Source organism: Cognaticolwellia mytili, from assembly GCF_002104475.1.
Classification (GTDB): domain Bacteria; phylum Pseudomonadota; class Gammaproteobacteria; order Enterobacterales; family Alteromonadaceae; genus Cognaticolwellia; species Cognaticolwellia mytili.
Map to the genome: position 1 here is coordinate 88,709 of NZ_NBOF01000004.1, position 24,510 is coordinate 113,218.

The window sequence follows — 24,510 nt, forward strand, 5'->3', positions numbered from 1 at the left end:
AAATTTTTCACTTTCTTAAAAGCTAATACATGCAAATTAAATGGGCTTGCTAAATGTTCGACGATCCCATTATTTTCTTACTTTTATTGCCATTGTTCGCGATGACTAAAACAACTGACTGAAGTTAACTTATGAGTAAAAATTATTATTTATCAACATTATTACTTGTCAACATTGTACTTGTTTACTTTATGAGTATTAACCAAGGTTATGCGCAATCATCAACACACGAAACGGTGCTATCCTTCTTTGAGCCTCTGCCACGTACCATGCTAGGTGCTGAAAAAGATAGCTTAGCGTTGATTAACTTAGGCAAAAAATTGTATTTTGAAACAGCGTTATCAGTAAACCATACTCAATCATGTAATAGCTGCCATAACATCATTAATGGTGCCTCAGGCGTCGATCATTTAAAAGTATCAGTAGGCGCCTTAGGAAACTTAGGTGAGCGAAACGCGCCTACTACATGGAACGCGGGTTTCCATGTTGTGCAGTTTTGGGACGGGCGAGCCAAAACATTAGCACAACAAGCAAAATTCCCTATTTTCAATGTAAAAGAAATGGCAATGAGCTCTGAAAGTCAGGTCGTTAAACGCCTTAACCGGAAAGGGTATTTAACTAGTTTTAAAAATGCTTTTCCAAATCAAAAACCGCCAATAAGCATAGAAAACATTTCACAAGCACTGGCTGCATTTCAGAGAACATTAATCTCAAAAGACCGATTTGATGATTACTTAGCAGGTAATAAAAATGCGATAAATGAAAGTGAAAAAGCAGGCTTATTGGTATTTATAGATAAAGGCTGTGTCGCTTGTCACAATGGCTCAGTACTGGGTGGTCAGCTCTTTATGAAAATGGGCTTAGTGCATCCGTATCCAAATAAAGTCGATAAAGGTAAAGCGCAAGTAACAGGAAACCCTGCCGATAATTATTTTTTTAAAGTTCCTTCACTACGAAACATATTAAATACCGCACCTTATTTTCATGACGGTGCAGCGGCAACCATAGAGCAAGCCATTATAGATACGGGTTGGCATCAACTAGGTATTAAACTGAATGAACAAGAGGTTAAAGCTATTAAAGTGTTTTTTAATAGCCTTAATAATCAAGCGAAAGTAATTGAGCCGAGTGAAGAAACTGATCTTTCTGAGTTAAATTAACTTGTTATTAATTAATACAGGTAAACCCTTGAATCTGCGGAGAAGACTGACATTTCATGTGCCGGTTAAATAATGTCTTCAGCTCTGAAATCTACATGTGGTCAGTACAAAATAATGCATCAAGCTTATTCAATTACACCTATATCAGCTAGCTGTAATAAAGCGAGTATTTGCAGCTTAGAACTGATGATACAGTTATTGATAATTGATTGATTAGAAGATAGTGTTCTGTTTTTTTATGATGTGTTTTATTCTTTTTAAATCAAATTGTTATGTGTAATTTTTAATGGTAAAGGGTATGGGGCTGGTCTGCTTCGTGTGTATGGGCTAGTATAATTTAAAAAATTGATTAAACTGTGTTTTATGTTCAATAATAACTATCAACAGTACATTTTACAGTGCTATTATGGATAACTATGATCTCATTAAAACAACTACATTACGCCTTAGCCGTTGAAAAAACGCTGCATTTTAAAAAGGCTGCCGATGCCTGCAATGTATCACAATCAGCGTTAAGTACGGCAATTATCGAATTAGAAAGGCAGTTAGGCACGACCATTTTTGAACGTAATAACAAGCAAGTGCTTATCACCAGTAATGGTCAGCTAATACTTAATAAAGCAAAAATGGTTAAATTAGAATTAGACGGGCTGATGCAAATATCTCAGTCAAATAAATCAGCGTTTATTAACCCAATGACTATCGGCATTATTCCAACCATAGGTCCGTACCTTTTACCGAAAGTGCTACCTGAAGTTAGGCGACAGCATCCCGATTTTAAATTAAAAATTATTGAAGAACAGTCACACATTTTAGTTGATATGGTTAGAAATGGTGACATTGATGCGGCGATTTTAGCCTTACCGTTCCCTATTGAAGGCCTAATGAGTTTTGATTTTTGGCAAGAAGATTTTTATTGGGTTAGCCATAAAGATGAGTGTCCAAGTCAACTGCAAGAAATCACCAGTGAAGAGCTAGAGCTTGATAAATTAATGTTATTAAAAGATGGTCATTGCCTTAAAGATCACGCGTTAGCTGCTTGTAGCCTAAAAAACGACAAGCAAGACACTGATTTTGATTCAGCCAGTTTGCATACCTTAATTCAAATGGTGGCAGGGAAGTTAGGCACAACACTTGTACCGCAGATGGCGTTAGATCAACTGATTCATAATGAATCTGAAATTAGGGCTATTCACTTAAATGAACCTGGGCCGCATCGTACGATAGCTTTGATTATTCGTCCTAATTACGTCAGAACTAATGAATTAACGCTCTTACGCGATATATTCAGTGAACAATTAGCGATTAAGTGCTGTTAGTGGCGGATATTTAGCTACCTACTTAAACTCATTAGATGCATCTGTTTTTTAGAATGACTTTATTGATTTTATTAAATTTACTGAATTAGATGAGTAAGCCATTATAGATTTACTGTTAATCAAAGAGGTCAAAATTATGAACCACATCATTGAAAGCATTAAAGCGGTATTACATTTAAATAATGAAAAAAATAGCCATTCAAATAACAGCCATCAGCAATTGGTTGAATGTAACTATGAGAATAACTATTACGGCGACCAACAATGTCAATTGAAGAAAACAAAGTAATAAAGGCTTAATTTATAGCTGTTTATATGGTGTTAACGTGCTTTAATACTCGTTATATTCTTCTAAAAATAAATTTTAAAAATGGCGACTCTTCAGTATTCTTTACCACTAACAGAAGCTGTCAATACGCAGCTTTCTCAAAGTGACGTACCTGCATCATTAACTGTTGAACAATGTGCAAAAGCACTTGCCATGAGTATGACGTCTTTTCGACGAAAACTGGCACAAGAGGAAACTAGCTATAAGCTTATTCAAAACAAGTTTTTAAATGAACTAAGCGTAGAAGCCTTATTGGAAAATCAGGCTAATATTGATGAGTTATCTTTTAAGCTAGGCTATTCGGAAAGAGCAACTTTTGAACGTGCATTTCGTCAACGGTTCGGTACTACACCCTCAAAATTTAGAGAGTTGTCGCTTGTTAATAGCGCACAAAGTAGTTTTTTAAAGCTAACTGAAATTGCACAAAATATTCCGCCGATGTCTGATAGTTGTCAACAGCTACTTGAAGAAAAAGACAAGGGCAACTTGGATTTACAAAGAGTTACTGAAATTGTTGGAAAAGATGCTATTTTTTCTGGTCGATTAATGGGGCAAGCGAGTAAAGCAATATACGGGAAAACGCCTAAAAACTTACAAGAGGCGATAAGCCGTAATTTAGGCGTTGGCACTGTGGTTAATTTTGCCATTATTTACGCCATGAAAGATGCCTTGCAAGATCATGTCGGTCAAAAAATTATTGAGCAATACAGCCAAGCTTTTCTATTAGCACCGAAACTCTTTCAGCGTTTACGTAAATTGCTAAAAAGGCCTGTTGACTTTGATATAGCGTTGACTGAACAAATATTAGTTTTTTCATTACTTGGTATATTCTTGCTTAGCCATAAAGAGACTTACAAACATGAGCTTATGTTACATTCTTTGATTGGCATTGATGATTTACGCTTGTTAAATCATCACATTAAAGAGTCGATGGGGATCAGTATTTTTTCTGCTTCATCATTAATGCTATCGCTATGGCATATAGACGCCAATTTGGTTAAACAGTTAAATCATTTAGAAAAAGTGAGTCAGTTGCAAATTAAGAGTAATGAGCAAAGTGAATTGATTTTGTTTATGTTGTCTTGTTTATATATTGCCGCGACAGATCATGATGATTATAGTGCTTTGGAGCAAAAAGCAGAGTTACTAAATATTAATAGTTTTAGCGAGTTACAAGAGCTGTTAGTAACGGTATCGTGAGATACATTTTTCGTTGAGCTAATTGATATGAACTTTCTCGGCGGCCAAGCAAACTTGGGGGCTGGCTATTAACCGAGAAAGACATACAGAAATTTTTTAGTGCATCCACTTACGTTTACGTGCAACGATGAAGCTTACTCCGATAGCAAACAATATAAGCATCGAAGGCTCTGGTACTGATATTGCTGGTCGTAATGATTGCTGCTGCGTTAACGACACGTTATCAAGTAAACCGCCTAAGGTATTTTGTTTACCGAAAGCGCCAAAGCTTAATGCCATTGATTCTGCTTTGGCAGTAAACATAACAGACTGCAGCGACCAATCTGGTGCTAGCCTCTTAGTACTTTCAGTGCTGAAGTCAACTGACATATTAATATCAAAATCAACAGCAGCGTCATACCAAAAAACATTAATACCATTATCATTCACCGCATTGGTACGAGCTTTATAGTAAAACTCTAATAAATAATTAGAGCCAATCGTTAATGAATCAAGCGTTTGTGTCATTACTGAATTTGATGAGCCATATTGATGTGAGTCTAATTCAACGTGCTGTGAGCCGTTTTGTGAACGAGTAACCACATTCTTTTGCAGTTCAATACCATTGCCATAACTAGTTACCCAACCTGGCAAGGTGTTAAAAACATCCCAAGCACGGTTTTTATTTTGGAAGGCTTGTAAATTGGTATTGGAAACTATGCCAACTGATTGTGAATTGTCAGCAAAGTCTAGTTGTTCAAAGCTGCCATTGGTAATTAATGAGGCATTAGCGAATGTGCTTAATGCCATTAAAGATACCGAAAATCCGATTTTATTGATAAGTTTAAACATGTATTAACCACCGATATAAGTTCCACTATATGTTGATTAGTATGAAGAAGATTGATGATTGAGAGTATGGCTAAACTGTCCAATTTAATAAATTGGACAGTTCGAAATGGATTCAGGTTGTTCAGAGGTTAGTTGCTAATGCTGACAAGAAATTAGTTGGCGCTGTCAGTTGTTAACTTGTGGCACAGTTGTTGGCACGAATTCTTTTGGTAAACGTTTTTTAAATTCTCGTCGCAACAAATAAAAACTTAGTGATGCTTGCAAGCAAACGGTTGCTACTGAAATAGTCCAAAGTTGTTCAATTTCAAAGTTATTTTGTTGTGACAACCAAAGCGCTGGAAAAATAAAAGTGAATAGTCGAGTTGCTGTGCTTAATAAAGCTGGCCATGTGTTACCAAGTGATTGAAACATGCCGGAGCAAGTGAAAACTAAACCAGAGGGTACAAAGTTCCAACATATAATTTGTAAAAACGTAACACTGATAACAATGACGTGTTTATCACTAGAGAAACCTTGTAATAAAAACTCTGCTTGCCAAAGACATATTATTGTTAGCAAGGCCATTAACGAGCAAGTCATAATAGCCGACCAGGTAAAGGTTTCTCTGACTCTATGAAAGTTCTTGGCACCAAAATTTTGCCCGGCAATAGCTGGTGCTGCAAAAGCAATGGCCATTGCAGGTAAAAACAGTGATTGCATCACCCTTGAGCCTAAACCAAATGCCGCTTGAGCGTCGGCGCCAAAGCGTTGAATTAACCAATAAATTGTTGCCATATAAATGAACATTAAAAAGAATTCGCCGCCGGCTGGCATGCCAATGGCCAATAACTTTTTTAAGCATTGTGTATCGACTCGCCATAATGAAAAGTTTACACCGACATATTTTTCTGCCGTTTTAAAGTAGTAAACCAACATCAATACCGCCGCAACAACGGAAAGAGAACTGGCTAATCCTGCGCCAGCAATACCCATAGCATAACCTGTACCCCAGCCCTCAATTAACATCGGTGATAAGATTATATTGACCAAAATAGACAGCATTTGGATCACCATAGTCGGTTTGACTATGCCAGTGCCGCGTAAGGCCGCACTGATGGATACCATGAGAAACTGCAGTGCCATACAGGGAATAAACCAGTATAAATAGCTTAAGCCCATAGCAACTGTGCCGGGGTCTTGAGATACAATATTGAGGTAACTTTCTGCGCCAAAGTAGCCAATAATACAAACTAAGACACCGATAAAACTTGAGAGCATCATCGATTGATTAAAAATGTTATTGGCATTCTCTTGTTCTTTCGCGCCAACAGCATGAGAAATAAGGGTGGCAGTACCAACATTAATAATTTGGGTTAAGGCAAAAATTAAGAACATAGCATTACCGGCCAAGCTCAAGCCTGCCAACGCGGTTGAACCTAATTTCCCAACAAAATAAAGATCAACAAGAAAATACAGAGTTTGAACAAACATGCCTATCATCATGGGCATTGCCATGGTAATTAAGTGCTTTGGAATTGAGCCTTGCGTAAGATCCTTCATACTTTTGAAATCCATTAAACAGTGGGAATTAAAAACTAAATATCGTTTGGTTTTGAAACTAACAACGAAATAGTGATGTTTTTGGTCGATAAGTCTATCGCATTTCTTGTCATTAAACTTGATTAATCAACTTGCTATCATTGCCAATACTCTCACTTCGAAATGACGACATGTTAATTGTAAGATTTTGTTCAGGGCTTGTAAGTTCCACTTACATTAATATCACACTTTATAAATATTAATAATTTGTTAACGATCTACAATAGCCTCAATTGATTTACTTACTCGCAGGAAAAAAAATGAAAACTTTAATCGCTATGGTATTTGTAACAACTTTAGCCGCATGTTCTTCTGTCGCCGTACAACCCCAAGCAAATGGTGTGCGCTTAACGCATAATGAACCAGGTAACGAATGTACTTTTTTAGGTGATGTTACGGGCAGTCAAGGTGACTTCTTTACCGGCGCATTTACTTCGAATGCTGATTTAGAAACAGGTGCTCGTAACGACATCAAAAATAAAGCGAAAAGCCTTGGTGGTGATACTGTGTATATTTTAACGCAAAGAGCGGGACAAACAGGTAGTTATAACGATGATTTTGGCGGCGGTAGTCAACAAACTAATGTAACCTTATCTGGCAATGTTTATAAGTGTAGTAACTAATAAATAAACAGTGCAAGGTAAAGTATTTACGATTTTTTAAGCTGAAGCTTATTCTATCCAAACAACTTAAATAATGGCAGGATAGTTATATTCTGCCATTATTGTATTTTGTGCTAGCTTTATCAACCTGTGTTATTTGTGTGGTTGAAAAGTACGCGTAACGTGCTATTTCTTATTAGTCTAGGGCATAAAACCTTGATGTTACGTGTTAGCAACAATTTTGCTTAACTGTTCACGTTGCTGAGAAAGTAATTCAAATAATTGCATTTGATTTTTTGCCCGCTCCAAATTGTGCTCTTGATGCTTTATATGAAAATAATTGTCGCCGTCAAGATAGTCAGTTAAAAACCGAACCGCCATCATAAAAGGTATCAATAGGGCGCCAACGATTAAACTGTCTTTTTCTATTTTACTTATCTGTTTATCCAGTGTCGAAATATAGCCTTTGGCGAGCGCATTAAATATGTCGAGTCTTACCGTCATTTGTACGAGTGTGGTGCCATCTTCGGGTAAATTCGAGCAACATGTTCGTACCATATCGCCAAAATCATGCATTAAAAACCCAGGCATACAGGTGTCAAGATCAATTACTGCAATGGCTTTATGAGTGTTCGAACTAAACAATAGGTTATTAATTTTGGTATCGTTATGAGTAACTTTTACAGGTAGAACTTTTATTAAATCAGCCACTTCTTTTATAAATTCTTGCTGTTCAAAGCAATAATTAATTAATGCTTGGCAATGTGGTTTTCGTTTTACTTTATCAATGTTAATAGCCTCAGTGAGTTGCTGTAATCTGTGTGCTAAATGATGAAAGTCTGGAATTATTTCGGATAATTGCTCAGCGGGAAAGTCACTTAATGCCGCGTTAAATTCAGCAAATGCATTGGCGACACTTTCCGCTTGCTCTGGTGTTTCTACAACTTCTACAGAATAGCTACAGGGAATAAACTCTATCGCTCGCCAATAACCGCTGTCCAACTGTAGTAGCGTATCATTTTTCTTATTTGTCAGTTGGCTGATAGTGGCTAAAGGGTAATAACCTTGTTGCTTTTTCAATAGCAAATGTTGATTGATAAGATCGGCATTACGAGTAACCAACCAAGGTTGTTGGAATACATGATCATTAATGCGCTGTAATACAAACGATTTTTCTTTCGACTTGATCAAATAAGTATGATTGATTAAGCCATTGCCCAAAAGGGAAGTTGAACGTTCAGTTGAGGAATTTGGGTAGTATTCTAGTACTGTTTCTAATGTTAATTGAAGCTCGTTTTCTATTGTTTTTTTATTCATACATCTACGCTTTAAAATGACTTAGGAGGCGAGAAAATTTGGTTGATTTTGCTATCGACAAATACAGAGTCTGCTGAATAAGTGACGCCAAACCAATCATCTTCAGAAATTAATACATCGACATTAGCTCGTTGTTGCTCTAATTGGCTCATGATAACCGTAGGCAAGTAACATTCTGTTTTATCATCTGCCTTGAGGGTAAATTGATTGATAAGCTCTTGCTCTATAGCGGAAAATATTTTCGGGTTAAATGCCCAAAAATTCATTGATACCAAAGTATTATTAGTAATTGATACTCTTTGTTGTGTGATTGATGTTTTGCCTGAAATTACGGTGTTTTTATCTTTTTTTGAGCGTTGAATATTTTCTACTTCAGTGACCTTTTTAAGCTGCATTTTATCATTATGCTCACATAAACCACGGTTAACGCCACCATGATCAGAGAGTGTATTTTGCACTAGGTAGGCAACCATCGTATAGCTATCGTTTTTAGAACTCGCAACCTGTTGTTTGAGTATGTTAAAAGCTTGTCGGCCATAATAGTCATCAGCATTTATAACAGCAAAATTATCACTAATAACATCTTTGGCGCACCAAAGCGCATGCGCGGTTCCTAAAGGTTTAGTTCTTGTCGGCGAAATATGACAATTTTCAGGTAAAGCATCGAGTGATTGAATGATAATGTTGGTGCTTAAGTTTCTAGGTAAGCGTGAAATAACCTCTTGCTTTAATTGTTTTTTTTGAGAATTTTGAGTGATAAATATTACGTGGTTAAACCCTGCATCCATGGCGTGATGGATATTATATTCCATCAAGGTTAATTGCATTTTCCCAAAACAAGCGAACTGCTTTGCACCACCAAAACGGGAACCATTTCCAGCGGCAAGTATCACTAAGGTATTTAATTGAGTCATTTAAAATACACTTCCGGTGGCTAGGCAATAATGCCAAGTGGTTTAGCGCTTTGCCAAACACCCCGTGTAAAATCTGGAATATCTTTCGAATTACTTCTATCAGTTACCGAGTCAGCGCTCAAAGGAGCAATAGCAGACCATGCAGCAGCATCGTATACATCTTGATCAAGTGCTTCGCCATTTCTTAAACAATAAACCATGCGCCAAAGCATTAAAAAGTCCATACCACCATGGCCCCCGTTACGCTCGGCTTCTTGCCCCATATTTAACCACATAGGGTGATCAAACTGTGCTTGCCATTTTGCAATATCTTCATCCCAACGGTGAAAGTTCTGTAGTTTTGGCTGACGACCTTTACTACCAGCAGCGCGCCATTCAGTTATTTTTAGCTGATATTCTGACTCATATTGAGTCGCTATTGCTGGTGGAATATTTTCTAACGCAATGCGATTTGGAAAGCCAGCGAATACACCATTAATCCCTTGAATATAATTATGACGTGAGTATGGGCGAGGGGTAGTGGTGTCGTGTTGAACCATAATACTTCGGCCTAATTTTGTTTTTATCAGCGTAGTATTCATATCGCCAGCGATATATTTTAACTGGTTTCTTTCATGTTCCGCTGCGAACTCTCTTTTAGCATAAGCTTGTCTGCCTATCGCTGGTGAACTTGTTGAGGTCAAGTAGTCAAACCTGTCACCGCGATTAATATTCATATACTGAGAAACGGGGCCTAAGCCATGGGTAGGGTATAAGTTACCATTAGTTTTAGTATGCCAATAGGTACGCCACGAACCCGTTTTACTGTCAATTTCTTTCATTTGCCAGCGCAACTCATGAATATAAGCGGCTTCACCATGCAATAGGTCGCCGAATAATCCTTGGCGTACCATATTTAGCACCATCAGCTCATCTCGACCGTAGCAAACATTTTCCATCATCATGCAGTTTTTCTGCGTGCGTTCAGCGGTATTGACTAGCTGCCAACACTCTTCAATTGTGGTTGCTGCAGGTACTTCTACAAACGCATGTTTGCCACTTTCCATTGTTTCTACGCACATTGGCGTATGCCAAGCCCATGGTGTGGAAATGATGATAATATCGATATCTTGACGATTTAGCATTTCACGGTAGCTATGTTCTGTACCGGTATAGCGAGCAGGCCGAGGGAAGTTTTTGCTAACTACATATTCAACTGATTTATCTAGCGCTATTTCATTAGTATCACAAATGGCTTTAATTTCTACACCATCAATATGGCAATAATGTTTAACATGACCAGAGCCTCGTTCGCCAACACCAATAAAGCCAATGCGGACAACGTCCATTTTGGGAATTGTAAGCCCCATGACTGACTTACCTTGGGAAGGAATAGCCGGTGAATTTTTTTCAGCGTTATTTGATGAAGAACAACCAGACACAACACCAGCTGCGGCAGTAACCGCGATAGATTTTAAGAAGTTACGGCGGTCAGTGCTAGCCATAGGTATTTCCATATTAATTTTCAGCAATCAATAATTTACGTGACAGCGTTGTCAAATGCAAGCGGCGCAATGTTCTCTATAGTGAAAGAAATGTTTTAGGAGGTGTTAACCGGCGTTAAAAGTGGGTATTCTTAATGTTTCTCTTTTTAGTAAGTTCTCTGCTACTTCTGCAGGGACTTGATAAAACCCGCCAGCATACTCTTCGGCATTTAAGTACTCACGAATTTGCTTTTTAATTCTGCATGGGTGCATGCATTTTAATGAATAAACGACGGTATAATCACCAGGGGTTTTCGCAGAAAGAGCTATTGCATGTTCGTTAGGATCTATTCGCGTACAGCCTATTTTTATTACATCACTAAAAAATGAATGAATCATAACGTAGACGCTACCATAAGATGCATCCCTACACTTCGTTTCCTTTTCTGCCTTTTCCATTATGAAGACAACCTAATGTTATGATTTTTTTAAATGTTATTTAAATGTTCTGCTGAAAATATTATAGCAGTAGTTTTAACATAAATCATATGAAGACTTTAGTCATATTTACTTTTTTAGAAATGAATATTGGTCGCCAATGTTACAATGAAAGTTCAGCTGCACGGTATTTGTTATTAATGTTATAATCCTAATAATTTTGAGGATAACCATCTTTATCCTTATATAGCACACACCTAAAGAGGCCTTTAATGCCATTTTCCCAGCTTGGATTGTCAACTCCGCTATTAAATGCGATAGCTGACTTAGCTTACGTAGAACCTACCGAAATTCAAAAGCAGGCAATACCCGTGGTTTTATCGGGTAAAGATATTATTGCTGCAGCACAAACCGGCACCGGGAAAACCGCAAGTTTTGTTTTACCTTTATTGGAAAGGTTAAGTGCTGCTGAAAATGATGAAGAGCGAAATTTACGTGGTAAACGGGTTCGTGCTTTGATATTAACCCCGACACGCGAACTTGCTATTCAGGTTGAAGCGAGCATTGCGCAATATGGAAAATACATAAATATTAGCTCAATGGCGATGTATGGTGGTACTGAAATAGAGCCACAAAAACAACGTTTGATCTGGGGCATAGATATCTTAGTGGCGACACCAGGCCGGTTGCTTGATATGGCACATCAACGCGCGGTACATTTTGATCAGCTTGAAACTTTTGTGCTTGATGAAGCCGATAGAATGTTAGATATGGGTTTTATTGACGATATTAATAAAATCATTGAACGTTTACCTGAACAACGACAAAATTTATTGTTTTCTGCCACAATTTCTGACGATGTTAGGGCATTAGCAAAGCGCACAATTCATAACGCTAGTGAAATATCTATTGCTAAAAATAGTGCATCAAAACCGAAAATAGCTCAATGGTTGGTGACGGTCGATAAAACAAATAAGTCAGCATTATTGAGTTATTTAATTAAAGAACAAGCATGGCAACAAGCACTAATTTTTATCGAAACTAAACATGGTGCAGCAAAGCTAGTGAGCCAACTAGAAAAGCGTGGCATTAAGGCTGAGTCTATACACAGTGGTCGAACACAAGCCATACGTGAACAAATATTAAATGACTTTAAGGCCGGGGAAATTAACTTTTTGGTGGCGACGGGCATTGCTGCACGCGGTATTGATATCGGTGAGCTTTCGCGAGTGGTTAACTATGATTTACCTGATAAAGTTGATGATTATATCCATCGGATAGGCCGCACCGGTCGTGCAGGTAAAAGCGGAGAAGCGGTTTCATTTGTCGCCAAAGATAACTTTAGAAACCTTTGTGCAATTGAAAGTCACTTAGATCAGGTGATTGAACGTAGAGAGTTTGAAGCATTCCCTGTGAAGAAAATTGTCCCGGTGTCTATTTTAAATTATGTACCGAAAAATAAACGCAGCTAGAAGGTGTTAACGTAAAGTAGATAATCGCTTTTTAAATTGATTATCAAACTGATAGAATATCGGCAATTCGTAAGTGCGAACTTCGTGAAGCAAAATTAAATTAATGTAAGCGTAAATAGGAAATTAGATGAACCCAATTATTGCAATTTTAAAAGAACACAACGTTAGTGAAGAGCAAACCAAAGAAGTTTTTCAAGCACTAACGGAAAATCCGCTAATGGCGATGGCAACAGTGCAACAATTAGGTATTCCACAAGATAAACTACAAGCAATGATGATGTTATTGATGCAAAACCCTGCGTTGATAAAAGAAGCTGTAGATGAATTAGGTTTAGATTTTAGTAAAGTTGAGGCAGCTAAAGCTGCGTTAAATAAATAAGTTATTAAAAACGTTTTAAATAGAACAAGGTGAAAGATCATTCACCTTGTTCTTGATTTACCTAAGGTTCACAGCGATTAACTCGCTTTTAGTCCAACCCTATTCAACACGAATACTAGCTTTAATTATTTTTACTTCTTTTTTCGTTCGACCTGAACGACTGCCTAATTCTTCTATTGTGCTAAGTGTTGTATCTAAACCTTCAACAACTTCACCAAATATAGTGTGTTTACCGTCTAACCAAGGTGTTGGTGTAAAGGTAATGAAAAACTGGCTACCATCAGTATTAGGTCCCGAGTTGGCCATGCTTAGTAGACCCGGTTTATCATGAGTTAATGTGCCGTCAAACTCACCTGCATATTTATAGCCAGGGTTACCCGTGCCGTTTCCTAGAGGATCACCGCCTTGCGCCATAAACTTGTTGATTACGCGATGAAAAATCAAGTCATCATAGAAACCTAAGTTAGTTAAATATATGGTACTTGTTGCGTGCATTGGCGCAGTTTTTGGGAATAATTCAACCACTAATTTTCCTTCGGTAGTTTCTATATCCCAGTAATACTTAGCTTCTGAATTAAACTCAACTATTTCTGGTTTTTCTAACTTAGTTTTCCAGCCATCTTGAGTTTTATCTGTTCTTTGTTTTTCAATATAAGCATTGACTGCTTTCACCGCTGGATCAGGATTAAAACAACCGCTTAGTGTAATTAATAAAACTGTGATTAAGCATGCTTTTACTGATGAAAAATGACTTTTCAGCATTCTATTTCCTTTTATATTCATTTGGCCGATTTGATTTTATTAGCTTTCATGTCGCTTTGAATTTAACGGCTATGTATAACAACAGGCGACAGGTTAGTGAATTGTCGAGCGTTATTCAATAGTAATTTTAATGAACTATAATTGAGAGTACCGATGATTTTAGTAAATATTTATTTATACAATAAAGCTATAGCTCTAGTAATATTTACGTAAATAAAATACTAAACTGTTGTAAGTTTACTGTTAGGTTGAACCAATTTATTAGTGGTAAACTGGTTCAATGTACAGAAGGTAGGGGCTACGGTTTAAATTGAATAGTTTTTTAAACATAGCCTTTTATTGCTTGCTGAAAATGCTATTTAGTCTCAATCCAATTTTATGAATGCCATAACACTCTCATAACTAACATATTACTTCATATAAGATAGTATGTAGGGTATAGACAATCGATTTAAAAATGATTATCTATGTAAACTATTTTATTCAATGTCAATTTTTACAGTACTTGTCATGCCGTCATAAGATGCTGAGATAATAGCAATGCCAGTAGTACTAGAGGTGCTAGTTATTTTATACGTGGCTTCATTTGTTCCTAAATTAATTAATTCGGCATTAATTAGGCTGCTACCGTTAATACTCCATTCAGAAAATTCACTGATATTCAAACTTGTAGGTGTTGAGGTATAGTTGCCCGTTAGTGTTAATTCAATCGAATTTAATGGTGCTAAAGAAATGGTATCATTGCCATCATTAATCTCGATTGTATCAAGATTAGCTTCACCCTTTACTTCTAAGGTTGCTATTGATTGTTTTCCACCACAAGTGCCGATCAACTGCGTAACGCCGGGCTTAAGTGCGAATATAGTGCCTTTATTATCATCTTTGGTTGTTATACCTGCATAGCCCGTCTCTGCTTGTGACCATGAAATAGTATCGTTAATGATAAAATTAGTTGTAGTAACGTCACTGTTTAAACTCGCTTGCCCATTAACTAATACTCGCTCGCCAATGTTAACTGTGATTAAATTAACTGCTTCATCGTCTAATAAAATATTTAAGCTTTCCAGGTTCACAGGATCGGCAGTGACTGTTAATTGCCCTGAAATGTTACCTGTTTTTGCAGTAATTATTGTGTGTTCAATTACTGCTGCTGAAGTGTATAGCGTACCATCAGTCTCAATTATGGCAGAGGTGTCGTTATCGAGACTAAAGTTTATGTCTCTTACTGTGTTTAAAGATGTATAGCCGTCAGCATAACTTACATCGCCTTTAATGCTAGCCTTAATACATGTGTTAATACTGCCTGTCATTGGTTGAATTTGTTTTAAATTGATTGTTGTTACTGCTACATCGCTGACTGACATTTCACCGGTACCAAAAATATCATTAATAGTGGTCCCTGTAATTGTAACTACACCCTGATTGATGGCAGAATTAGCGAGCGCAGTAACTAAGCCTTTACTGTCGACTGTCGCAATGCTGGTATCACTTGAGCTCCAAATGAGCTCATTAGTTATATCTCTAATGTCATCATTACTATCTATTCCAGTTGCGCTGAGTTGGTGGTTTTCTCCAACTCTTAATCGAGTATGGTCTCCAACTATAGTAACGGACTCTATAATAGTGCCTTGTGAACGCTGAGTTTCCAAATCTATTGCTTTCGCTAATTCATCAGAATTATTATCTGATCCACAGCTAGTCAAAAGAGTGCAAGTTAATAAAAGAGCGATAATTGATGATTTAGAGGTGTACTGTTTTTTCGTAATTTTCATTGAAATACCTTTTATATAAGCAAGCTTATATTGGCTAAAATTGGTATGTAAAGCCAAGAGAAATGGCTGTTATTTCGAGATCACTGTCTTTATAAAACGATTGATAGCCAAGTTTAACTTGTGCTCGTTCAAAATAAGGCAATTGTTGATGGATAGCTACTCCCCATGAGAAACCACTATATTGATCTGTGCCGTTAAATGTTTCTTGGGGGCCTGAAACGATTATATCTGTCTTAGCATATCCGAGAGAAACGTCTAGGCCAAAACCGTTTTGAATATCAGATTGCATGACAAAGTAGAGTGCAATACTTTGTTCTAAATCGAATTCTATACGGTAAATGTTATCGGTACTATTAGCCTTGAGATACTGAGCTTCAAATGCCATATTATTATTGCTCGCACCTATCCGCACAGCCGTTGATTTTGGTTTTGCACTTTGATCGACAAGCTCAATGTCTGTCAATACATAATCGATCCCAATGTAAACTGAATCAGCAAAGCATTGAAATGAGGTACTAAACAATAATGCTAGATAGAAAGCTTTGTTCATGTGAGGTTTTTGAAATCCTTATTTAATTATGAGTGTATGGTATATAATCAAGATTGAGATAGCTATTTATAAAACTTTGTTTTATGTAAAAAGGTTATAGTTAACAATGTAGTGTGGGAAATAGTGAAACAACATTACTGTGAGTATAAATGTGTATATAGCTAGCTAATAAATGATAACATCATTTTAATCGATGTATTGAAAATTGATTATTTAAATGATGCTTATTTTTGGAGGGAATTGCTTTTCAATTTTTTTAATTTTAATTTCAAGAGTTTGCAAGCTAAAAGGTTTGACAATAAAGTCTGTAACATCACAGGCTATAATTGCTTTTATACGAGATTTTTCATCTTCACATGAAACCATAAGTACGGGTAGGTCTACTAAATCTTTGTTACTCCGTATTGATTTAAGCAGTTGTCGCCCATCTATTTTCGGCATGTGGTAGTCAGTAATAAGTAGATCGTAGGACTTTTTATTCAATAAACCTAAAGCTTGTAAACCATCGGCGGCCTCATCAATATCTGTATGACCAAGACTTCTGAGCATGTGTAACATAACATGCCGCATTGAAACCATATCATCAACTACTAATACTTTCATCGCAATAATTCCTTTTGCTTGATAGGACATTAATATATCACTCTGGCTAAAGTAAAGTGACAAAGAAATACACCCAATAGTATATGTCTAGCATATTCTTGTTCTAGTACAAGTTTTTCTTGTTATTTTACTAAATGATAATTGACTTTTTATTATCTAAATTATAGCTAATTACCTGTGAAAATTGCTTTTCGCTGAAAGCTTAATTTTGCATGATTATTTAATTCAGGTTGGCCATTTTTTATGTCAATACCTAGAGATTTTAATAATGATAGATACTCAGGGATAGCGTAGCTTGATGAGAATTCAGTCAATAAAGAGCTAAAAATTTTACTTTGGCTTAATTCATCAAGCTTTTTGACTATTTCTTCTACGCTTAGATAGCGATTAAAGCAACACTGTTGTAACTGCTTTAAGGCTAAATCTAATGAATGAGGACTAGCTGTGTTTTTAGTTGATTCTCGAAGCGCAACGTCCGCTTTTAGCCAATATAAAGCACCACTCCAATAAATACGCATATAGTTACGGTTCTGGTCAATATTATCACTGACATAACTCAATGGCTGGTGATTATATTGCTGCTGTTTATTACCGCGCTCGAAACCATTGTAGAGCTTTTGCCACATAGTTTGTTCGTCAAACATTCCTACTCTAGCTTGGGTAATATTTTGGTAATAACTCGCTAACCCTTCTGAAAACCATCTTGCGTCGCCAGCATCATAAGGGATGAGTAAATGACTCAATTCATGGTAAATTGTCCAATCGGCTTTTAAATCCTTTAGTCTACTTTTAGTATTAATAATTAAAGTGACTTCTGGCGGTGAATACCGGTTCACTTCTCCCCAAGGAACCGCAGCAGTTCCTCTATTACTGGCTTTAATTATTGTAATATAGTCATCAACTGGCAGAGTGCCATAAACTGAACGTAAAGCATTTTCAGCGTGATTTACCCAGCTTTTAAGCATGTTTTTTTTATGGTTGGGAACATTATCAGCAAACTTGATTTTTGTGGCTATTTTAGTATTTTCTGTTTTGCTATGAAGTGATTCTGCGTGGGAAGGCGCTATCATAAGTAAGCTGCAAGCAATAGCATTAGAGAAAAATCTATACGCCAGTGATTTTTTATTTTCGATTAAATCTTTCATTTTATCTCTATTTAAGGGCTCCCTTATTTAAATGTTAGTGTAATTTATAATGATAAGCTTTAAATGAATGCAAGCTAAATTGTTACAGTTTTTGTGCAACCAAAGGTTACCTTACCCATTTCACTAAAATTTATAACGATTAAAACGCAACTTTCTTAATTTATTCAATGCTAATCTTGCCGTAATAATCTTACTACTAAGTACTTATAAATTTGCATTTATGGCGTTATTAAGCACACACTAATATACCTAAGTAGATGTTAGTGTTAGTCTAATTGGTATAACCCTTACAAGGAGTTGCAAGCATGACTAAAACTTACTTAAGCGTTTTAAGTGGTTTTTTATTATTACTAACTACTTTGCTTTTTAGCCAAGAAGCTGCGGCTACAGCAGAGTCATCACTCGCGAAAGAAAGTGTTCCCGAAATCCTAACGCCGTGGTTACCTTGGGTGATGAAGGGTAATGAACACTTCACTTGCCCATTTATTAATCGTTCAGATTTCAATAAAAAACAAAATCATGTTTGCGCTTGGCCGAGTACCTTAAATTTAGCGGTGCAAAACACCTCTGCGACTTTTCAACAATCATGGCAAGTACTGGCAAATAGTTTTATTCCATTGCCAGGCAACTCAAAAAACTGGCCTTTATCAGTTAAAGTTAATCGGCAGTATAAACCGGTGGTGTTGCATCAAGGTAAACCTGCTATTGAATTAGAAAAAGGTCGCTATAATATTACTGGACAATTCAACTGGCCTAAAATTCCTGAAAGTATTTCAATTCCCAATCAATATGCCTTTGTACAAATGACTCTTAATGATCGGGTTGTCGTTTTTCCTAAAATTGAAAACAATGAATTATGGCTACAAGCATTAGAGCCGAATCAAAAAAAGCGTGACTCAGTTGAACTTTATGTTGCCCGTAGAGTAGCTGATGGCAGCTACATTGAGTTTGATACTTATTTAAGTCTTAATGTTTCAGGAAAAATGCGTGAAGTTATTTTGGGTGAAGTGCTACCCAAAGGTGTTGAGCTTATTGGTATTGAATCAAAACTGTCGGCATTTTTAGATGCTGATGGATTATTACACGCAAAACTAAAACCAGGGTCTTGGCAAATATTAGTACGCGGTTATGCAAAGCCTGCATTGCTTGAATGGCAACGACCTCAGCAGTCTCATGTTTGGCCAAAAGATGAAATTTGGGTCTTTAAAGGTGATGAAAGCTTACGCCTTGGCAAACTAAGTGGCGCATCAATGGTTGATAACACCCAAGCAGAGATGCCCGATGCTTGGTATGAATTACCGAGTTATTTATTACGTGAAACTGATGTACTTAGCTATGAAATTCAGCATCGAGGCAAGCCACTTCATGTTGAAAATCAATTAGCATTAAATAGAACCTTATGGCTTTCTTTTGATAGTTCGAACTACACCTTTAGCGACCATATTACGGGCGAGATGATCAGTGATTGGCGCTTAAGCATGAACACGCCTTATATGTTGGAGTCGGCTGAAGACCAAGATGGCTCGGTATTAATCACCAGTCAATCAGCCGATGAGCGAGGACTAGAAAATCGATACCCCGGTATTAACCTCAGCGCTCGCGGTGTGTTTGAAGCCGACAGTAATATTGCTATTAGTGGTTGGCAAAGCAATTTCGAACGTGTGTCGTTAACGCTTAATTTACCACCGGGAAATAAATTATTCGCCGTATTTGGTGCTGATAGTGTTTCTAATAGTTGGTGGGGCAATTGGAGCATTTGGGCAAGCTTTATTGTTTTATTGTCAGCCTTTATCGCCAGTCGACTTGTTAGTGTTAGCGCTGGAGTAATTACCGGGTTAATGCTAATTGTGACTTATCAAGAGACTGGCGTACCTCTCATTGCTATCGGTAACTTTTTACTCGCCATCGCGATTAAGAAGCATCAGCCATTTACCTCATTAAAGTCTATTGTGAATAGCTATTGGGCGATCAGTATTGCCATTGCTGTTGGCTCAATCTTATTTTTTAGTGCTACGCAACTAAGAACAGTAATTCACCCACAATTAGAAGCTCATGCTTCTGCTGTTGAAAGCTTCGATAGACGCAGCCAAATGGATATGAATGTTGTGACAGAAATGATTCAATCAAAAACGGCTAAACAAGCCTATTCAGCGATGGAAAGTGTGGAACAAATTGAAGTCACTGGCAGCAAAATTAAAAAAGCTGATTTGTTGATGGAACGTTATCAAACTGATGCTCTTATTCAAGCTGGTTCGGGTATCCCGAACTGGCAGTGGAATGCATATCAAATTAACTGGCATAGTCCGGTGGCAGAAAACCAAATGTTTGATGTCATTGTATTATCAAAAAATAGTTACCGAGTGGTTAAAATTGCTGGAGTTTTACTATCGTTGATGTGGCTAATATTGATGCTAAAAGATTTAATTAAACCGCGTATCAGTGATTTTCGCGCGCAAGCGTTAACTGTAATATTAGCTATGTTTGTATTATTCCCTGGCGCTTCAGTGACTACCGAAGCGGCTGAATTTCCACAACAGCAATTACTAAATGAATTAAAACAACGCGTATTGGCTGCCCCTAACTGCGCGCCATCCTGTGCTTTGATCAACCAGCTTACCGTGGATAGTGAAGAAAAGTCACTTCAACTTACCTTAGTAGTTCATGCGAATGCTGATACTGCAGTGGCTTTACCTCGATCTGAGTTTTGGCGACCAGAGAAATTATTGCTAAATGGCAAGCCGATCAATAGTTTATTAAAGCGCGGCGCATGGATATATATTCCGGCTTCAAAAGGTATATCGACTTTTACTTTATTAGGAAAAATAGCGCCGGTAGATACTTTTCAACTTGAATTTAAAGATATTCCGCAATATATCGAGGTAAATAGCAGTCGTTCATGGCAGGTTGTTGGTAGCCAAGCTAATAGTTTAAGCGGTAATTCCTTGGCGTTTCTGTCTATCATCAAAGAAAAAACAGTCAATAACGAGACAACGTTGGATGAGGGTAAAGTATCGTCTACACGCTACAGTGCTCGGCCTTTTGTTAAAGTGACTCGCGAACTTTCAATCGATCAAATATGGACACTGAAAACCACGGTTGAGCGCATTGCGCCGAGTACAGGGTCAATTAATACTCGTATTGCTACATTAGCTGGTGAGCATGTGATCAGTGCCGATATTTTATTAGAAAATGGTCAAGTAGAAGTTACTTTGCCGGCAGGTAAAAATCAATTTATTTGGCGTTCAACCATCGATAGACAGCAATTATTATCGCTTTATGCTAGCCCTGAATCTGCTTTAATTGAACAATGGCAGGTTATTGTTAGCCCGTCATGGCATGCTGAAATTAGTGGCTTACCGATGATTTTAGCTGAACAAAAAAATAACGACTATTTTTCTTACTTATTTTACCCTTACCCAGGTGAAACACTAACGATTTCCACCACAAGGCCGAAGGCGGTTAAAGGTGATGTTCTAGCGATTGATCGGGTCAAGTATGAAATTGAACAAGGGACTCGTGCCTCTAAACTGAAGCTATCATTTGACTATCGAAGTACTCGCGGTGGTGAACACATTATTGATTTGCCACAAAACTATCAGCTAAAAGAAATTAAAACTGATAGTAAATTAATAAATTTGCAGCTAGAACAGGGAAAGTTAGCCATACCTATTTTACCTGGTAGGCATAATATTCAGATATTAATGCGAGCAAATATTGCAGACCAACTAGTTCTCACTGCACCAATAATTAACTTGAATGCTCCAATTAGTAATATTACCAGTGCGATGAATTTAACTCGACAACGCTGGGTGCTGTGGGCGGATGGTCCTGTGCTTGGTCCTGCGGTATTGTACTGGGGGGAGTTATTGGTGTTTATCTTCTTAGCACTATTAGTGGCTAGAGTTCCATTTTCACCTTTAACCACGATAAGCTGGATTGCCTTAGGTTTTGGTTTAAGTTTAAATAATTGGGGCATATTAATGTTAGTGGCGGTGTGGTTTGCGTCATTAACAGCGAGCACTTATCGACCTAAAACACTTAATCGTAATGCCTTCAATTTTTCGCAGTTATTACTTTATGGCCTGTCGATAATTACACTACTTTCTTTATTAGCGGCTATACCAACTAGCTTGTTAAGCTCTCCTGATATGGGCATAACAGGCAACAATTCATATGGTAACTACTTACAGTGGTTTGCTGATAAGTCTGAGGGCCTGTTACCGGAAATTTCAGTTATTAGTGTTCCTATTCTGTTTTATAAAGGCCTAATGTTAGCTTGGGTGATTTGGCTAAGTTTTTCAGGCTTAAATTGGATGAAATGGGCTTGGAGTAAGTTAGGCTCACAAGGCTATTGGCAAGCAAAAGAAATGGACACAGCAGAAAGCAAAGTATCAAAAAAAGCTAATTAAATTTAGGTCATTATTATTCAGGTGCTGGCTAAGCTAATTGGTTTAACGTTAATCACACTAGAACATTGATCTAGGCTAGTTAGCAATATGCTAAGTAATGCTAGCATGGTGAATGACTTTTGCATGGCAGGCAGTTTCAATGCAAATTAGCTTAGTATTATCGGAGAATAAGGTGAATAATAGTAAAGTAGATACCAACAAAGAAGTGTTTCAGTACGTTGGTTTTTGGGTACGATTTGGAGCCAGTATTGTAGATACCATTATTCTAATTATGATCACTTTTCCTATTCTGTTTTTAATTTATGGCGGCGAGTACTTTTATCGTGGTGAAACAGTTCAAGGCTGGCTAGATTTTATCGTTAGTTATGTATTTCCTATCGCGGCTATTATTTTATTCTGGGTATATAAATCAGCTACACCGGGTAAAATTGCCCTATTAGCGAAAATTGTTGACGTGAAAACAGGCAACAAGCCAAGCATTAAACAATCAATCATTCGTTATCTTGCTTACTATGTTTCATTAATACCTTTGGGATTAGGCTTTCTCTGGATTGCTTGGGATGCTAAAAAGCAGGGTTGGCATGACAAAATTGCTGGCACCGTTGTGATCCGAGTTAGAAATAATATAGATGAAAGTACTTAGTTATATAGCAAGCGACCTTAACTAAAACATCCAAGTATTTCCTTATGTAAATTCATGTTTCAGTAAGTTATTTGACCGATAATACCATCATTCTATCTCATATTAATCGCAGGCTACTTTTAATTGCACTACAGTTTATTTGCGATTTTTAAGGGAGTATCGAAATGATAAAAATAACTAAAATACTTGTCATATTAGGTTGTTGTATTGCGTTTGTTGGTCATGCTAATGCTGGTAGTAAAGAAGATCAGCTCATTGATAAAGTGGTGGCTGCTTACGGTGGCAAGCAATTATTAAAAGTTAAAAGCCTTAATATAAAAGACTATTATAAAGGCTTCAGTTATGGTCAGAGCCATAACCCAACAATGGTTGACTTAGTCAGTTACCGCTCAGATAGTATGATTGACTTGAATAAAAAGCGTAAAGATTTTAAATGGATCCGCGGCGGAAAAAGTAGCTTCTCTACACAACATCAAATATTCGACGGTAATCAAGGCTATCAATTAAATCATACGCTTAAAACATTATCCCCAAACGCTAGCTTAACTTATGCAAGTGCTGATAGACGTCATTTCTATTACTTAGACACAGCACTAGCTATTTTACTTAACGAGAATAGAGCAGATGCCAAGCTCTTGTTAAACGAAAAATCAATTGCAGGTTCAGAAATACAGTTAAGGCTAACGATAAAAGGTTATGAAGAACTAACCTTATATATCGATGAAAAAACGGGCCTTATTGCCAAAATGTCAAAACCTCATTGGGCTCCAGGAAAATTATCTGTCTATAACTATTCAGATGTTAAACAACAACAAGGTGTTCGGTATGCAGGCAGTACTTACGTTACTAAAGCGGGTCAACCGTCTTTTGTTTCGATTTCACGAACATTGGTCATAAACCCTGACACAAGCAATTATTTTAAATTACCTAATGATTATAAAGAAAATGCTCCCACACTGAGCTTTTCTGAAATGATGGTAGAAAAAATCTTTGATAATATTTATATAGCAGGTAAAAGTTGGGGCTTTTCTGTATTTTTAGATACCGGCGACTACTTTATCGGCACTGGCGGTTATGAAGATTTAAAACAACGGTTTTGGGCTGTGCAAAAGTTTGCAAATATGGATAAACCATTAAAATATCAAGTGGTTAGCCATCATCATACCGATCACTTGGAAGGAATGAAAGAAGCAAACGAACTTGGCGTAACCTTCATCAGTGTTGAGGAACACCAAGCCTTGATCAAAGAGCTTGCTCAAGTCGATATCAAACAAGACCGTTTTGAGTTTGTAAAAAACAAAGCAAGCTTTGCTAATGGTGCACTTCAAGTTTTTGACATTGCCAGTGGCCATGCGACGCACAATTTGATCACTTACTTCTCACAGGCGAAGCTACTTTTTACTGCTGATATGTTTTTTTCTAGAAAAGTTAAAGGCTCTCCCAATGGTGGAGCAACTTTACAGTTATTGAACAAGCGCTTGCTTAAAGAGCAGTTAGATGTTGATTATTTTGCTGCAGCCCATAGTGGTCGAGTGTTAACCGCAGAAGATTTTGATTACGCCTTAAATCATATTGTTAAGGCACAGTGTCCTGAAAATTGGCAAATTTGTGAAGGTTACTAAGCT

General features: G+C 37.1%; 21 protein-coding genes. 10 read left to right on the plus strand and 11 right to left on the minus strand.

All coding sequences use genetic code 11. From position 1 onward, the window contains the following. The first annotated feature begins 131 nt into the window (after positions 1–131). The 4 genes from B7C41_RS13940 to B7C41_RS13950 all read left to right on the plus strand — a co-directional run bounded on the left by B7C41_RS13940 (position 132) and on the right by B7C41_RS13950 (position 4,007). On the plus strand, positions 132–1,160 hold the full coding sequence (locus B7C41_RS13940) for a cytochrome-c peroxidase (RefSeq protein ID WP_085299545.1): 1,029 nt from the start codon (positions 132–134) through the stop codon (positions 1,158–1,160). A 416-nt stretch (positions 1,161–1,576) separates the two neighbouring features. Further along, positions 1,577–2,479: a hydrogen peroxide-inducible genes activator gene (locus B7C41_RS13945; RefSeq protein ID WP_085299546.1), complete on the plus strand. Its 903-nt coding sequence runs from the start codon at positions 1,577–1,579 to the stop codon at positions 2,477–2,479. A gap of 136 nt (positions 2,480–2,615) precedes the next feature. Continuing rightward, entirely contained in the window at positions 2,616–2,768 is a 153-nt protein-coding gene (locus tag B7C41_RS20180) for a hypothetical protein (RefSeq protein ID WP_158089137.1), read from the plus strand. A gap of 81 nt (positions 2,769–2,849) precedes the next feature. After that, positions 2,850–4,007 (plus strand): helix-turn-helix domain-containing protein, encoded by a 1,158-nt coding sequence (locus B7C41_RS13950; protein ID WP_085299547.1) that lies wholly within the window; start codon positions 2,850–2,852, stop codon positions 4,005–4,007. Between the two features lie 96 nt (positions 4,008–4,103). Here B7C41_RS13950 and B7C41_RS13955 read toward each other — a convergent pair whose 3' ends face one another. Then, entirely contained in the window at positions 4,104–4,838 is a 735-nt protein-coding gene (locus tag B7C41_RS13955) for a PEP-CTERM sorting domain-containing protein (protein WP_085299548.1), read from the minus strand. Between the two features lie 165 nt (positions 4,839–5,003). Then, positions 5,004–6,377, minus strand: a complete 1,374-nt coding sequence (locus B7C41_RS13960) for an MATE family efflux transporter (RefSeq protein WP_211279533.1) — start codon at positions 6,375–6,377, stop codon at positions 5,004–5,006. 299 nt (positions 6,378–6,676) lie between these two features. Between B7C41_RS13960 and B7C41_RS13965 the strand changes: the two genes are divergently transcribed. Next, a complete protein-coding gene (locus tag B7C41_RS13965; protein WP_085299549.1) occupies positions 6,677–7,039 on the plus strand; it encodes a DUF4156 domain-containing protein in 363 nt (120 codons plus the stop codon). A gap of 201 nt (positions 7,040–7,240) precedes the next feature. Here the strand turns inward: B7C41_RS13965 and B7C41_RS13970 are convergent, their stop codons facing one another. The 4 genes from B7C41_RS13970 to B7C41_RS13985 all read right to left on the minus strand — a co-directional run bounded on the left by B7C41_RS13970 (position 7,241) and on the right by B7C41_RS13985 (position 11,111). Beyond that, the gene (locus B7C41_RS13970) at positions 7,241–8,335 is read right to left on the minus strand and encodes a phosphotransferase enzyme family protein (protein ID WP_085299550.1); all 1,095 of its coding nucleotides are present in this window, start codon (positions 8,333–8,335) and stop codon (positions 7,241–7,243) included. Positions 8,336–8,346: 11 nt separating this feature from the next. Further along, the gene (locus B7C41_RS13975) at positions 8,347–9,249 is read right to left on the minus strand and encodes a sugar phosphate nucleotidyltransferase (protein WP_085299551.1); all 903 of its coding nucleotides are present in this window, start codon (positions 9,247–9,249) and stop codon (positions 8,347–8,349) included. Between the two features lie 20 nt (positions 9,250–9,269). Then, positions 9,270–10,733 (minus strand): Gfo/Idh/MocA family oxidoreductase, encoded by a 1,464-nt coding sequence (locus tag B7C41_RS13980; RefSeq protein ID WP_085299552.1) that lies wholly within the window; start codon positions 10,731–10,733, stop codon positions 9,270–9,272. Between the two features lie 105 nt (positions 10,734–10,838). Continuing rightward, complete coding sequence (locus B7C41_RS13985) at positions 10,839–11,111, minus strand: GIY-YIG nuclease family protein (protein ID WP_235839722.1); 273 nt, start codon at positions 11,109–11,111, stop codon at positions 10,839–10,841. Between the two features lie 311 nt (positions 11,112–11,422). Here B7C41_RS13985 and B7C41_RS13990 point away from each other — a divergent pair, with 311 nt between their 5' ends. Together B7C41_RS13990 and B7C41_RS13995 are read left to right on the plus strand one after the other, a co-directional pair. After that, entirely contained in the window at positions 11,423–12,622 is a 1,200-nt protein-coding gene (locus B7C41_RS13990) for a DEAD/DEAH box helicase (protein WP_085299554.1), read from the plus strand. Between the two features lie 127 nt (positions 12,623–12,749). Continuing rightward, positions 12,750–13,001: a DUF2999 family protein gene (locus tag B7C41_RS13995; protein ID WP_085299555.1), complete on the plus strand. Its 252-nt coding sequence runs from the start codon at positions 12,750–12,752 to the stop codon at positions 12,999–13,001. 99 nt (positions 13,002–13,100) lie between these two features. Here the strand turns inward: B7C41_RS13995 and B7C41_RS14000 are convergent, their stop codons facing one another. The 5 genes from B7C41_RS14000 to B7C41_RS14020 form a co-directional block, all read right to left on the minus strand. Further along, positions 13,101–13,763 carry a peptidylprolyl isomerase gene (locus tag B7C41_RS14000; RefSeq protein ID WP_143764401.1) on the minus strand — a complete coding sequence of 221 codons (663 nt, stop codon included), beginning with the start codon at positions 13,761–13,763 and terminating at the stop codon, positions 13,101–13,103. A 479-nt stretch (positions 13,764–14,242) separates the two neighbouring features. Further along, positions 14,243–15,535, minus strand: a complete 1,293-nt coding sequence (locus B7C41_RS14005; RefSeq protein ID WP_143764402.1) for an Ig-like domain-containing protein — start codon at positions 15,533–15,535, stop codon at positions 14,243–14,245. 34 nt (positions 15,536–15,569) lie between these two features. Then, on the minus strand, positions 15,570–16,085 hold the full coding sequence (locus B7C41_RS14010; protein WP_085299558.1) for an outer membrane beta-barrel protein: 516 nt from the start codon (positions 16,083–16,085) through the stop codon (positions 15,570–15,572). Positions 16,086–16,298: 213 nt separating this feature from the next. After that, positions 16,299–16,688 (minus strand): response regulator, encoded by a 390-nt coding sequence (locus B7C41_RS14015; RefSeq protein ID WP_085299559.1) that lies wholly within the window; start codon positions 16,686–16,688, stop codon positions 16,299–16,301. Positions 16,689–16,855: 167 nt separating this feature from the next. Next, complete coding sequence (locus B7C41_RS14020) at positions 16,856–17,833, minus strand: M61 family metallopeptidase (RefSeq protein WP_085299560.1); 978 nt, start codon at positions 17,831–17,833, stop codon at positions 16,856–16,858. A gap of 305 nt (positions 17,834–18,138) precedes the next feature. On the opposite strand from B7C41_RS14020, the gene B7C41_RS14025 reads away from it, so the two are divergent. The 3 genes from B7C41_RS14025 (at position 18,139) to B7C41_RS14035 (ending at position 24,507) form a co-directional block, all read left to right on the plus strand. Next, positions 18,139–22,242: a hypothetical protein gene (locus B7C41_RS14025; RefSeq protein WP_235839723.1), complete on the plus strand. Its 4,104-nt coding sequence runs from the start codon at positions 18,139–18,141 to the stop codon at positions 22,240–22,242. A 139-nt stretch (positions 22,243–22,381) separates the two neighbouring features. Next, the gene (locus B7C41_RS14030; protein ID WP_085299894.1) at positions 22,382–22,885 is read left to right on the plus strand and encodes an RDD family protein; all 504 of its coding nucleotides are present in this window, start codon (positions 22,382–22,384) and stop codon (positions 22,883–22,885) included. 164 nt (positions 22,886–23,049) lie between these two features. Then, complete coding sequence (locus B7C41_RS14035) at positions 23,050–24,507, plus strand: MBL fold metallo-hydrolase (RefSeq protein ID WP_085299561.1); 1,458 nt, start codon at positions 23,050–23,052, stop codon at positions 24,505–24,507. The last annotated feature ends 3 nt before the right edge of the window (positions 24,508–24,510 follow it).